The organism is Enterococcus rivorum (assembly GCF_001742285.1).
Classification (GTDB): Bacteria; Bacillota; Bacilli; order Lactobacillales; family Enterococcaceae; genus Enterococcus_L; species Enterococcus_L rivorum.
In genome coordinates this window covers 99304-112920 of record NZ_MIEK01000012.1, presented here as the reverse complement: position 1 = coordinate 112920, position 13617 = coordinate 99304, and the positions used below count along the sequence as shown (strand labels likewise).

The window sequence follows — 13617 nt, the reverse complement described above, 5'->3', positions numbered from 1 at the left end:
TACCACAAGTGTTTATCCCATCTTTAAAAATAAGCTATCCGATTCTTAAAAAACTCAGCAAAAGAAGCGCTAAAACTACTTGAACGGCTCCTACAGATAAACCGTAATACAAGAAACGTTTTCCTTCTTTGAAAAACTTTTGAAAATCTAAGCGTAGTCCGATGGCAGCCAATGCAGTAATTTCAAACCAACTACTAAAGAAATGAGCAGTTGAACTGATTTGAACGGGTAAGTGGAAAACACTATTAATAATACAAGCTAGTAAAAAACCTGCGACATACCAAGGTAAAGCTGATTTATTCGCAGCTGATTCAATGATTTGACTTTCAGGCAATGTGCCTCGGTTTTTAAATTGACTAAATAAGAAAACGACAACGACCAATAGCATAATGCGCATGATCTTAAACAACATAGCTAATTCTACAGCTTTTGAATCAATCATACTGGCACTAGCAACCACTTGACCTACAGACTGTAAGGTCCCACCAACTAGAGCACTTTTGGCTAATAAATTAGAGGGGTAAAGAATTCCTCCAATTAAAGGAAGTAGTAGCATCAAAATGGTTCCAAGTAGGTTTACTAAAGTAATAATTTGACCTTTTTCTTCTTCTTTAGCGTTAATTGCTGGAGCTATCGAAGCAACTGCTGAAGAACCACACACGGCATTTCCCCCAGCCATTAATAACGCCATATTATCTGAGAATTTCATTTTTTTCCCAATGATATAAGCGCCCATAATAGTAAGACTCATTTGGAGTAAAACAAATAGCCCACCTTTAAGCCCAATTTGAGCAATTGTTTGGAAAGTAACAGTTGTTCCTAATAAAACCACTGAAAATTCCAAGAGTTTTCCTTCGGCTACTTTAGTTCCTTTTTCCAGTATTGGATTTCTTAAAAACGTATTTCCTAATAGAATGCCCAGCAAAATTGCAATGGTTGCAGCGCCTAAAGTTGGTAGCCATTGCGCTAGAAATTTGCTGCAGACTGCTACTAAAAAGGCGATGCCTAATCCTGGAATAATTTCTAGAGTTCCTGTTTTAAGTTTCGTTAAGTTCATATTTCTTTTCATCTTCTTTCGTTTCTATATAAAAAAATTTTGCTATTTTTCTTTAAGTTTGAGAGAGGTGTGAAAGTTAAGGAATGATCTAATTATAGTTGAAATAATTGCATTTGAGAAATAAATAGTTAAAATAGTAACTATAAATAAAATGAATGGAAAGGGTATCTATGTTTAAACTACTGAGAACATTTCGAGTTGTCTATGAAACGAAAAATTTTTCAAAAGCTGCTAATCAACTTTTTATCTCACAACCAGCTGTATCAAGTCAAATCAAACAGTTGGAACAAGAATTAGAGGTCACCTTATTTATTCGCAGTGGTCGTCAAGATATTCAAACAACAAAGCAGGCAGATATTCTCTATATTCGTTTATTAAATCTTTCGGATGATTGGTCAGAAACGTTACAAGCTTTAAACAAAAAGGAACGTGCGCAAGAAAATTGTATTATAGCCGCTTCAAATACATTTGCAGTCCATTACCTACCAGAACTTATGAAGAGGGCTATTCAGGCTTTTCCAACTGTATCTTTTTCGCTAGAAATGGGAAATTCAGAAGAGGTGTTAGAAAAAATTGAGAAGCATCAAGCGCATTTTGGGTTTATCGAAAAACCTTTGATTTCTGAAACCGTGATTCGTAAAGAAATTATGCGTGATGAATTGGTTCTGGCAGGTGACTTATCTCAAGAATTATGGCTAGTAAGAGAAGAAAACTCTGGTGTTTACCATTATACAGAACGTTTTTTTTTAGAGAATAATTTAAATCCTGAAAAGCTACTTATTAAAAATAATGAAATGATTATTAAGTGTTTAGAACTAGGAATTGGTCAATCAATTCTTTCTAAAAAGGGACTTCCAAAGACTCTTTCGTTTAAACAATTAGGTGACGAATATTGGCGACCATTTTATTCTGTGAAACGTACACATATTAAATCTCGAGTATTAAATGAATTTGGTGAATTTGTTCATACTTACTATGAAAAGGGAAACTCAAACGAATTTGATTGAACGCATGCGATTTCTTTGTATTTTATTCCTTTATTTTGTACATTTAGGTTAAAGCTATTCGGTCATAGAAAGGATGAGTTTAATGCCAAAATTTTCCACATGTTTATGGTTTAATAATGAAGCAGAAGCGGCAGCAAATCTATACATCAATGCCTTTGAAGACGGGCAACAAGGCAAGGTTTCGTATTACGTTGATGATGAGCACAAACCAAAAGGTTCCGTGTTAACGGTTGAATTTACATTAGGAGAGATAGAATTTATGGCACTTAATGGAGGGCCAGAGTTCACTTTTACCCCGGCGATATCCTTTTTTGTGGACTGTGAAACAGAGGAGCAGCTTCAAAAGTTATGGAATACTTTAGTATTAGAGGGGAAGGTTTTGATGCCTTTAGATCAATATCCTTTTAGTGAAAAATTTGGTTGGTTAGAAGACTGTTTTGGCGTGTCTTGGCAGCTTAATTTGACTGGGAAAAAACAATGTATTACACCTACCTTGATGTTTAGTAACCAAAAATATGGCAAAGCAGAAGAAGCGATGAATCATTGGTTGTCTATTTTTGGAGATGGTAAAATAGAAGGGATTCAAAAAAATGAAGATGGAACGATTATGCAAGCGGCATTTACTCTGCGTGGACAGCCATTTCGTGTAATGGATAGTGCGGGGAAACATGATTTTGATTTTACGATGGCGACTTCTTTCTGTGTTTATTGTGAAAATCAAGAAGAGATTGATCGAATCTGGGCAGAAGTTACAGCTAAAGGGAAAGAATGGCCTTGCGGTTGGATGGAAGATCAATATGGTGTTTACTGGCAGATTGCTACTAGAGATATGAACACATTGATAGATTATTCCGACCCAGTTCGAGCAAATAGGGTAATGCAAGCATTGTACAAAATGAAAAAAATTGATATTGCAACTTTGCGGGATGCTTATAATAATAAGTAATCTGATTTGGAAAGTATGGACTTAGATTAGAAGGAACTGCTTCTAATTTAACTGTTTGTTCGATGAATAGGTATCTGAGACATTAGTTTTTGAAGTATGTCTCAGATGCCTATTTTTTTACACAATAAAGAAATGGAATTTCTTTATTGTATCTATTTTAATTTATATTGAAATGTAATTTCTTACGTGGTATACTCTGTTTGTAGAAAAGAAAGCGAATTCAAGGAGGGTAAAAAATGGAAGTCTCTATTGGTATCATTCTCATTTTATGTATTTATACTGTTGTTGGTGTGTTAGATCAAATATCTATTCAGATTGGTCCTTACACACCACTATTTGCTGCAACGTTTACTGGATTGGTTTTTGGGGATATTCAAACAGGTTTAATGATTGGCGCGACTCTGCAGCTGATGACGTTAGGTGTAGCAACTTATGGCGGAGCAACAGTACCTGATTTTTTATCGGGAGCAATTATGGGAACCGCTTATGCTATTATTTCAGGACAAGGAGCTGAATATGGCATAGGCATAGCAGTACCGATTGGTTTGTTACTAACCCAATTGGATATTCTTGGTCGAATGACAAACACATTTTTTCAACATAAAGCGGATCAATATGCTGAGGATGGTAATTACAGAGGGGTTGAGCGATGCAATGTTTTCGGAATAATTCCTTGGTCAGTTTCCAGAGTATTACCAGTTTTTATTGGTTTATTTTTTGGAGAACATGTGGTTAAAGTAATCAACGAATGGATTCCTCTATGGGTAATGAATGGTTTAAAAGCAGCAGGTGCGATTTTGCCAGCGATGGGTATTGCTATTTTGATGCGCTATCTGCCAATTAAAAAGTTTTGGCCGTATTTTATTATTGGTTTTGTTCTACTAGCTTATGGAGCAGAATTTTTCTCTGTATTAGGTGTAGCATTGATTGGACTAGCTTTAGCCGCGATTTACGTAATGAACCAAAACAATAAATCTGCCGTTTCAACAACTGGTACTATTGTTTATGAAGAGGATGAGGAGGTAGAAATCGATGACTAACAAATTAACTAAAAAAGATATTGATAAAGTTTATTTGCGTAATCTTTTTAGTTTACAATGGGGTTGGAACTATGAAAAAATGCAAGGGTTAGGCTATTCTTATGTAATTATGCCAGCGCTTAAACGATTATATGGAGATAACCCCGAGAAAATGAAGAAGGCACTCAAAACACAGTTAGGATTTTTTAATACGACTCCAGCGATGTCTCATTTAATTATTGGAGCTGATATGGCGCTAGAAGAAGAATTTGGAATAGAAGATGAAGCAGCAATTACAGGCTTAAAAACAGGATTAATGGGTCCTTTTGCAGGAGTTGGAGATACGATTTTTATTGCAATCTATCGTGCGATTATTTTTTCGATTGCCGCTTATATGGCCCAAGGAGGACAGGCTTTTGGATTAGCTATTCCATTGATTGCAGGGATTGCTGTTCTATGGGTACGCTATAAGTTTACTTGGATTGGCTATCATCAAGGGAAAAAAATTGCCACAGAATTTGCTGACAAAATGAAAATGTTAACACAAGCAGCTGCAATACTAGGATTAACTGTGGTGGGTGGATTGATTCCGTCGGTTATTACCTATAAACTAGATTTAGTATTTAAAATGGGAAAAGTGACACTGTCAATTCAAGAAATGTTAGATAAAATTTTGCCAGCCTTGATTCCATTAGGGATTGTCATGTTATCATACTGGTTATTAGGCAAAAAGAAAATGAATTCAACAAGATTAATTTTTGTTTTAATTTTATTAGGAATGCTTTTAGGAAATTTTCAAGGGATTTCTTCTTGGATGGGTCATATATTATAGAATGAAAGGGTGAAAAGTATGGCAATAGCGCACGCAAGAGTGGATGAGCGCTTGATCCATGGTCAAGTGGCAACTGTTTGGACGAATACCTTAGGAGCACAAAGAATTATGGTTGTGAATGATCTGGCAGTTAAAGATCAATTACAAATAGGTGCATTAAAAATGGCAAAGCCAGCAGGAGTGAAATTGTCTATCCTATCAAAAAGGAAAGCGATTGAAAAAATTTTAGCCGGAAATTATGAGGAAGAAAAAGTATTTCTGATTACCAAAGACATTAAAGATATGTTTGAATTGATTGAAGCTGGAATTCCTCTAAAAACATTTAATGTAGGGAATATGTCACAAAAAGAAGGCAGCAAAGCAATTAAAAAATCGGTTGCTTTAACCGAGGAAGACATTCAACTAATCAATCAGATGATTGGAAATGGGATAAAAATTACTGCTCAAATGATTCCTTCTGAATCGGATGAATCAATTACCAATTTTATTAAATAAGAGAAGTGGGGATGAAAAATAATGGATGCAATCAGAATTATCAGACAAAAATATAAAGGGTTTTCAAAAGTAAACAAAAAAATAGCTAATTACATTTTAAAAGATCCAACATTGGTTCTTTCATTAACAGCCAATGAAATTGCATCAAATAGTGAGACATCCCCTGCTTCAGTGACACGATTTTCAAAATCTCTTGGCTTTGATAGTTGGGAAGAAATGAAACTGTCTATTGCCACTAAAAAAGGCGCCGAGCAGACACCAACTATGATTGATCCAATTGTCTCTTCCGATGATTCAATTGAGATGGTTTGTGCGAAAGTAGAATCACTTTTAAACTCTACAGTAGCGGATCTGTTTAGTTTGATTGATAAAAATGATTTAACCCAAAGTATTGAAAAAATAAAAAAAGCTGAAACTATTTATCTTATGGGAATTGGTTCCTCATCGCTAACAGCCTATGATTTGTATCACAAATTTAATCGAGCAGGAAAAAGAGCTGTTTTTAATTACGATGTACACATGCAGTTTGAATTTTTGAATTATTCTACTCAAAAAGATGTTTTGATTGCTATTTCATATAGTGGTCATTCTAAGGAAGTCTTGATTGCTTGTGAGATTGCTAAACAGAATAGTACGCCAGTTGTTTTTATTACTAGGAATTCAAGTGAACGAATCACAGAGCTAGGTGACATTATTTTGTTAGTACCGGAAAATGAACATTTATTGCGAGTAGGAGCCATTGCATCGATTGCTTCTACGATGGCGGTTGGAGATGTTTTATATTTAGGATCTATTCAAGATGAATTAGATACAGTGGTGGAAAAAAATATGATTAATACAAGAAAACTTGTAGAGAAATTGAAAGAGAAGTAGGTGTACCAGGATGAAGTTAGAGGAGCTGACAACCGAATTAAGAAATGATGCCAGCATGGAAATTGATCAGTTATCAACATTAGACATGGTAAAAATAATTAACAATGAGGATCGAAAAGTAGCATTCGCTGTAGAAAAAGTTTTACCTGATATTGCAGCGGCTATTGATCGAGCATCTGAAAGATATCAAACAGGCGGCCGCTTGATTTATTGTGGTGCAGGAACTTCTGGTCGTTTAGGGACGCTAGACGCTATTGAATTGACACCGACCTATAGTGTTTCTCCAAAACGAGCATTTGGTATCATTGCTGGTGGAGAGGGAGCAATGTTTCAGGCGGTGGAAGGGGCAGAGGACTCTAAAGATTTGGCTAAAACGGATTTGAAAGCAGTCAAATTGACAAGCAAAGATGTCATTATTGCGATCGCAGCTAGTGGAAGAACGCCATATGCTATTGGAGCAATTGAATATGGCAAAGAAATTGGTGCTCTCACGATTGCTGTAACTTGTAACAAAAACAGTCAAATGAATCATTTGGCAGCTATCGGGATTGCTCCTGTAGTAGGTGCAGAAGTCATTACTGGTTCAACTCGCATGAAAGCTGGAACGGCTCAAAAAATGGTGCTAAACATGCTTTCTACTGGAATTATGGTAAAGGCAGGTAAAGTCTATCAAAATTTGATGGTTAATGTTCAACCAACCAACGAAAAGTTAGTCCAGCGTTCAATCAATATTATCTGCGAAGCAACAAAGGTTGATGCGTTAGTAGCTAAAAAATATTTAGAAAAAGCAGAGAACCATGTACCAGAAGCAATAGTTATGATTAAGACCAATACGGATTTAGAACATGCGAAGAAGTTACTGACACAATATCAGTATAAAATTTCAGATATACTAGCAAATGAAAATTAATGTTACTCAAAATAGATTCCCAATGGTTCATAGTGTTGCCATGTTGAGAGTCTATTTTTGTACAGCATAAATAAATCTAGATTATTTAGTGGAATTATCTGTTATAGATCAAAGGACGATCAGCAAAAAATGTATTTGATAAAAAAGGAGACTACAAAAATGAAGCCACGTTTAATTTTAATGAGCCATGGGAATATGGCATCTGAAACTTTACAATCAGCTAAAATGATTGTAGGAGATTTAATTTCTGCAGAAGTTATTTCCATGAGTGAGCAAGATGGATTGTCTGGAACGCAACAAAAATTGAATCAAGTTTTGGATAAAATTGGAAAAGAACCTGTTTTGGTTATTGCTGATTTAAAAGGTGGAACCCCTTGTAATGTAGCCATGATGAAATTGAATGACTATCCACAAATGAGAGTTATTTCTGGATTGAATTTAGCGATGGTTATTGAAGCGGCTGTTTCAACTCTGGATACGGTTGATGAGCTTGCGCTTTTTTTACAAGAGACTGGTCGGAATGCGGTAGAGAGTATCATAATACCAGAAGTGGATGATGAAGAAGAGTATGAAGAATAGCATAATGCAAAAGGAAGTATTCGAGAATGGGTTTAAAAGGAGATTTCTACTATAGTTTTCAGGTCTAATCACTGATTAGGCAAATAGTCTATTTTGATAATAGGGAACAAATATTATTTTTAAGAAAAGTCTGTGTATCTTTTTATTCGCTACTAATTTTTCAATTAATTTCCCGTAGTTATCGCTTAAAATGTTTACATTTTATAAGGGATAGTGTACTATTTAAAGGTATGCATAAAATAAAATCATGTATAAAATTAAGTTATTCGGAGGGAAACAAATGTCTGCGAAATTTGAAAAAAAAGGTACTAACGATGGCGTATTAACTTTTTCTATCGAACCTGCAATGGTAGAAAAAGGATTAACACAAGCGTTTAATAAAGTGAAAAAGAACTTAAATGTCCCTGGATTCCGTAAAGGGAAAGTATCTCGTCAAGTATTTAACCGTATGTACGGCGAAGCTGCATTATATGAAGATGCATTAAATGCTGTATTGCCAGAAGCTTATGAAGCAGCAATTAAAGAAGCAGGAATTAGTCCTGTCTCTCAACCAAAAATTGATGTTGAAAGCATGGAAAAAGGGCAAGATTGGATTATCACTGCTGAAGTAACTGTTAAACCTGAAGTTAAATTAGGTGAATACAAAAACTTAACAGTTGAAAAACAAGACCGTGAAGTAACAGAAGAAGACGTAGATGCTCGCATCAAACGTGAACAAGAAGCACAAGCTGAATTAGTAATCAAAGAAGACGAAGCAGCAGTTGAAGGCGATACTACTGTTATTGATTTTGAAGGGTTCTTAGAAGGCGAAGCTTTTGAAGGTGGAAAAGGTGAAAACCATTCTCTAGAATTAGGTTCTAACTCATTCATTCCAGGTTTTGAAGAACAATTAGTTGGTAAAAAAGCTGGCGAAGATGTTGAAGTGAAAGTTACTTTCCCAGAAGATTACCAAGCAGAAGATTTAGCAGGTAAAGAAGCTATTTTCAAAGTGAAAATTCACGAAGTAAAAGCAAAAGAATTACCTGAATTAGATGATGAATTTGCTAAAGACGTAGATGATTCAGTTGAATCATTAGACGAATTAAAAGAAAAATATCGTAAAGAATTAACAGAGTCTAAAGAAGCAGCAGCAACAGAAGCCAAAGACGAAGCTGCTATTCGTCAAGCTGTTGACAATGCAGAAATCGTAGAACTTCCACATGTAATGGTTCATGATGAAGTACACCGTTCAATGGACGAATTCTTGAACAATATGCAACGTCAAGGAATTGCACCAGATATGTATTATCAATTAACTGGTTCAACTGAAGAAGACTTGCATAAACAATTTGAAGGTGAAGCAGATGTTCGTACAAGAACAAATCTTGTTATCGAAGCAATTGCTGATGCTGAGAACATTGAAGTAACACAAGAAGATATGGATAAAGAAATCAGTGAATTAGCTGAACAATATAACATGCCAGTTGCACAAGTGAAAAAAGTCTTAACTGAAGATATGTTAAAACATGATATTCGTATGAAGAGAGCTGTTGAAGTCGTAACAGAATCAGCAACTGAAAAATAAATTGGAATTTAGATAATTACTTTCCAGTGATAAGGGCCGCCCAAATTAAATCTTTGGGTAGCCCTTTTTTGTATGGTAATCAATTTATTTGGATTAACACGGTTTTAGTTTACGACCTGTGTACTGCCTTGTAAATATGATAAAATCAAAGAGATTGTACTCCATTCATCCAGCAAATAACGTTATGATATAGTTGCAAACTTTCTGGGTGTGCTAAATTATTGTCAAAATCATGAGGTAATTTTTCGATTTCTTTATACGTAGCAAAAGGAATTTTTCTAGCAGCATTTCTTGATGAATGTACAGGGATGTCTTGGTCTGCCACACTATGAGTTAAAAATGTTGGTGGAAGGTCTAGTAATTCATTTTCTGTTAAACTAAAGTTTCTTTTTTCAGGAATAGATGCTAAGCAATAATTTAACCAATTTCCAAATTGTCTTCCAGATAAATAGAGAGAAAAACCTTCATTAATTGACGCCGCTGTAAAAGGAGCAGAACGAATCAATGCTTGCGCCTCTAAAGGAGAGACTTTAGAAAACTTTTGATAATAAGGGCTAGGCTGGTTTAATTCAGGTAAGGTCAATTCATAATAGCTATAAAAACTAATTAATCCTTTTTGTTTATGGCAACGATGTCTAGCCGATAACAGATAGGCGAGATAACCGCCAGCAGAACGTCCAAACAAAAAGTAATCAGACGTTTTTATCTTCAATTGTTTTTGATAGTTAGCTTGAAACCAATCTATTGCTTGTTCCAAAAAAGCATAGATTGTTGGAAGTTTTACTTCAGGTGCTAAAGGGTAATCGATTGTTAAAAGGTTGTAGCCATTTTTTAAAAAGAGTTCAATAACTTCCGTAGGTAAGTCATCACGATTTCCGTAAAGTAACCCACCTCCATGTAGATAAAGAATTGTTGCCTTGGCAGAAGAGAATATCTGCTGAGAATAGAAAGTCATACATAAATTTAATTGGTCTAATTGCGCATATTGAACGACTTGTTTTTTCATAAAATCCTCCTATTTCACGAACTTGTCTTTATTTTAAACGAATTAAATCGAGCAATTATGTTTAATTCGCACAAAGATAGGAGTTAATTTGTGAAATATGTCCAGTGTGCACAAATGGGCAACCGCTTACAATGGTTATGATAATAAAAGAAGGAGATGAAATGAATGGATTTAGAAAAAGTACTAAAAGAAAATATAGATTGTCTATCTAATATAGGAAATGCTCCGACGGGAGGCATGACTCGTTTACTTTACTCCGATTCTTGGTTAGCTGCACAAAATACTGTTAAAGAAAAGTTAGAAGCAATCGGTATGTCTGCTTCATTTGATGAAGTAGGAAACCTTTTTGGGAGAGTCGAGGGAACAAAGTATCCAGAAGAAACGATTCTTTCAGGTTCTCATATTGATACAGTTGTAAATGGTGGTACGTTAGATGGACAATTTGGTGTCATTGCCGCCTATCTAGCAATTCAATATTTACTTGAAACACATGGGAAACCGCTACGTTCACTGGAAGTTATCTCAATGGCGGAAGAAGAAGGAAGTCGTTTTCCAACCGTATTTTGGGGGAGTAAAAATTTCGTCCAAGAAGCGAAAAAAGAAGATGTTCTTGAAATTGCGGATTTTGAGGGGTTGAAATTTATCGATGAAATGAAACGTTGTGGTTTTGATTTCAGAGATGAAAAAAAGGAAAAAAGAGATGATATCAAAGCATTTGTTGAGATTCATATTGAACAAGGAAATGTTTTGGAGAAAGAAGAGTTACAAATTGGTGTCGTAAATAATATTGCAGGTCAAAAACGCTATACGATTGTTTTGAAGGGCGAAGCAAATCATGCAGGAACAACGCCAATGGGTTATCGTAAGGATGCCGTTTATGGATTCTCAGAAATTTGTTATGAAGCGATCAATCGTGCATTAGAGGTTGGCGATCCACTTGTTCTGACTTTTGGAAAAGTAGAACCGAAACCGAATACAGTGAATGTTGTTCCAGGAGAAGTGCTATTCACAATGGATTGTCGTCATACCGATAGCGTTGCATTAGCTTCTTTCACTGAAGAAATCGAAGCACTGATGCAAGAAATTGCAAAAAAACATGGCTTAGCAATTGATATTGATTTATGGATGGATGAAGCACCAGTTCCTATGGACGCAACAATTGTTTCGACAATTGAAAAAGCAGCACAGTCTGAAAAAATGAAATACAAGTTGATGCATAGTGGTGCTGGACACGATTCTCAAATAATTGCACCACATTTTCCAACAGCAATGATCTTTGTACCAAGTATTAATGGGATTAGCCATAATCCAGCAGAAGAAACAAAATTAGATGATTTAGTTGCAGGGGTTAAAGTTTTAGCTAGTACGTTATATGAACTAGCTTACAAATAAAAGAAAGAAGGAAAAGAAAAATGGGTTATAAAAACGGTAAGATGGGTTATTTAGATGGTTTATTGTCTTCTCGATCAGTAATTAAAAAAAATAATTATGCGTTAATTACTCACGAAGGATTAGTCAATAATGTGATTCCTGGCTTTGAAAATTGTGATTGCTCAATTTTAGGCTCTAAACAATTAGGAGCGAATTTTGTTGATTATATTATCACAATGCACAAAGATGGAAAAAATGCTCGTGGTTTTGGTGGAGAAGGAATTGAAACGATTGTTTATGTCATTGATGGTGCATTAAAAGTAAGTGATGGCATTGAAAGTCATGAATTAACAAAAGGTGGCTATGTTTATTTACCTGAGAGTACTTTAATGTATTTAGAAAATGGACAAGCAGAAGATACAGAAATTTTCTTGTATAAAAAACGTTATCAACCGTTAGAAGGATATAAAGCGCATAAAGTGGTGGGCAATGTAAATGACCTAGAACCAATTGAATACGAAGGGATGAAAGATGTTCTTTTATGGGATTTCTTACCGAAAGATTTAGGTTTTGATATGAATTTCCACATTCTATCATTTGAACCAGGGGCAAGTCATGGTTATATTGAAACGCATTATCAAGAACATGGAGCTTATTTGCTTTCTGGTCAAGGAATGTACAACTTAGATAACGAATGGATGCCAGTGGAAAAAGGAGACTATATCTTTATGAGCTCTTATGTACAGCAAGCAGCTTATGCTGTCGGAAGAGAAGAACCATTGATGTATGTCTATTCAAAAGATTGTAATCGTGACCCAGAAATTTAATTGAAGAGGAAGTAGAAAAATGAATGAAACTGTTGCAGTGAAACCAGAAGAATTGCATGATTTAATCCAAAACAAATTAGAGAAGGCAGGATTAAAAAAAGAACATGCAACTGAAGTGGCGACACATTTGGTATTTGCGGATGCTTGCGGGATTCACTCTCACGGTGCTGTCAGAGTTGAATATTATGCTGAACAAATTTCTAAAGGCGGAGTAACACTTGATCCCAAAATAGAGTTTGAAAAGACTGGGCCTAGTTCGGGTATTGTTCATGGAGACAATGGTGTCGGTCAATATGTCGCTCTTAAAGGATTAGAACATGCGATTGAAATGGCAAAAGAATCCGGTGTAGCTGTTGTAGGCATTTCTAAAATGGCTCATAGTGGAGCTCTATCGTATTATGTAAAAAAAGCGGCTCAAGAAGAACTAATTGGCATTGCTATGTGTCAATCTGATCCGATGGTGGTTCCTTTTGGTGGCAAAGAAAATTATTTTGGAACAAATCCAATTGCGTTTTCAGCACCTAGAAAAAATCATGAACCGGTCGTATTTGATATGGCGACAACAGTCCAAGCCTGGGGAAAAATTCTAGATGCTCGGTCAAAAAACAAAGAAATTCCAAACACTTGGGCAGTAGACAAAGACGGGAATCCAACTACCGATCCATATGCTGTTAATGGTTTATTGCCAATTGCTGGACCTAAAGGGTATGGTTTAATGATGATGGTTGATATTTTGGCTGGGATGTTACTAGGCTTACCTTTCGGCAAACATGTTTCTTCTATGTATGATGATTTAACAGAAAAAAGAAATTTAGGTCAATTATATATTTTGATCGATCCTAAACGGTTTACTAATTTAGAAGTCTTTAAAGAAACGATTGACAGCATGGTAACAGAATTACACAGCATTCCGCCAGCAAATGGTTTTGATCAAGTCTATTATCCTGGAGAAATCAATCAAATTAGCTATGAAAAAGCTTTGGCTTCGGGAATCAACGTAGTAAAAAATATTTATGACTATCTGATAAGTGATGACATCCATTTTGATTACTACGAAAATACGAATGCGTTTGGTGAGAAAAAGTAATTTTTTTAATCGAAAAATAAAAAGGAAAAAAGAAAAGGAGGATT

Annotated in this window: 14 protein-coding genes; 12 read left to right on the top strand and 2 right to left on the bottom strand. The window is 35.3% G+C overall.

The features are described from left to right. Positions 1-34 precede the first annotated feature (34 nt). Positions 35-1057 (bottom strand): YeiH family protein, encoded by a 1023-nt coding sequence (locus tag BCR26_RS05485; RefSeq protein ID WP_069697969.1) that lies wholly within the window; start codon positions 1055-1057, stop codon positions 35-37. Positions 1058-1227: 170 nt separating this feature from the next. Between BCR26_RS05485 and BCR26_RS05480 the strand changes: the two genes are divergently transcribed. The 9 genes from BCR26_RS05480 to tig all read left to right on the top strand — a co-directional run bounded on the left by BCR26_RS05480 (position 1228) and on the right by tig (position 9282). Further along, complete coding sequence (locus BCR26_RS05480; protein WP_069697968.1) at positions 1228-2064, top strand: LysR family transcriptional regulator; 837 nt, start codon at positions 1228-1230, stop codon at positions 2062-2064. An 82-nt stretch (positions 2065-2146) separates the two neighbouring features. Continuing rightward, positions 2147-3010 carry a VOC family protein gene (locus BCR26_RS05475; protein WP_069697967.1) on the top strand — a complete coding sequence of 288 codons (864 nt, stop codon included), beginning with the start codon at positions 2147-2149 and terminating at the stop codon, positions 3008-3010. Positions 3011-3246: 236 nt separating this feature from the next. Next, a complete protein-coding gene (locus BCR26_RS05470) occupies positions 3247-4050 on the top strand; it encodes a PTS mannose/fructose/sorbose/N-acetylgalactosamine transporter subunit IIC (RefSeq protein ID WP_069697966.1) in 804 nt (267 codons plus the stop codon). Beyond that, the gene (locus BCR26_RS05465) at positions 4043-4861 is read left to right on the top strand and encodes a PTS system mannose/fructose/sorbose family transporter subunit IID (RefSeq protein ID WP_069697965.1); all 819 of its coding nucleotides are present in this window, start codon (positions 4043-4045) and stop codon (positions 4859-4861) included. The genes BCR26_RS05470 and BCR26_RS05465 overlap by 8 nt, the downstream gene beginning before the upstream one ends. Before the next feature lie 18 nt (positions 4862-4879). Continuing rightward, positions 4880-5356, top strand: a complete 477-nt coding sequence (locus BCR26_RS05460; RefSeq protein WP_069697964.1) for a PTS sugar transporter subunit IIB — start codon at positions 4880-4882, stop codon at positions 5354-5356. A gap of 21 nt (positions 5357-5377) precedes the next feature. Then, on the top strand, positions 5378-6229 hold the full coding sequence (locus BCR26_RS05455; protein WP_069697963.1) for a MurR/RpiR family transcriptional regulator: 852 nt from the start codon (positions 5378-5380) through the stop codon (positions 6227-6229). Between the two features lie 10 nt (positions 6230-6239). Continuing rightward, on the top strand, positions 6240-7139 hold the full coding sequence (gene murQ / locus BCR26_RS05450; protein WP_069697962.1) for an N-acetylmuramic acid 6-phosphate etherase: 900 nt from the start codon (positions 6240-6242) through the stop codon (positions 7137-7139). Between the two features lie 159 nt (positions 7140-7298). Further along, complete coding sequence (locus tag BCR26_RS05445; RefSeq protein ID WP_069697961.1) at positions 7299-7718, top strand: PTS sugar transporter subunit IIA; 420 nt, start codon at positions 7299-7301, stop codon at positions 7716-7718. Positions 7719-7998: 280 nt separating this feature from the next. Next, positions 7999-9282, top strand: coding sequence for a trigger factor (gene tig, locus BCR26_RS05440; protein WP_069697960.1), 1284 nt, complete (start codon positions 7999-8001; stop codon positions 9280-9282). Between the two features lie 145 nt (positions 9283-9427). Here tig and BCR26_RS05435 read toward each other — a convergent pair whose 3' ends face one another. After that, the gene (locus BCR26_RS05435) at positions 9428-10288 is read right to left on the bottom strand and encodes an alpha/beta hydrolase (protein ID WP_084387035.1); all 861 of its coding nucleotides are present in this window, start codon (positions 10286-10288) and stop codon (positions 9428-9430) included. A gap of 165 nt (positions 10289-10453) precedes the next feature. Here BCR26_RS05435 and allC point away from each other — a divergent pair, with 165 nt between their 5' ends. From allC to allD, 3 genes are read left to right on the top strand one after another with little or no spacing between them, the layout of a single operon-like run. Beyond that, the gene (allC, locus tag BCR26_RS05430) at positions 10454-11680 is read left to right on the top strand and encodes an allantoate deiminase (RefSeq protein ID WP_069697959.1); all 1227 of its coding nucleotides are present in this window, start codon (positions 10454-10456) and stop codon (positions 11678-11680) included. A gap of 20 nt (positions 11681-11700) precedes the next feature. Next, on the top strand, positions 11701-12486 hold the full coding sequence (gene allE, locus BCR26_RS05425; protein ID WP_069697958.1) for a (S)-ureidoglycine aminohydrolase: 786 nt from the start codon (positions 11701-11703) through the stop codon (positions 12484-12486). A gap of 19 nt (positions 12487-12505) precedes the next feature. Further along, complete coding sequence (allD, locus tag BCR26_RS05420; protein WP_069697957.1) at positions 12506-13573, top strand: ureidoglycolate dehydrogenase; 1068 nt, start codon at positions 12506-12508, stop codon at positions 13571-13573. Positions 13574-13617: the final 44 nt, after the last annotated feature.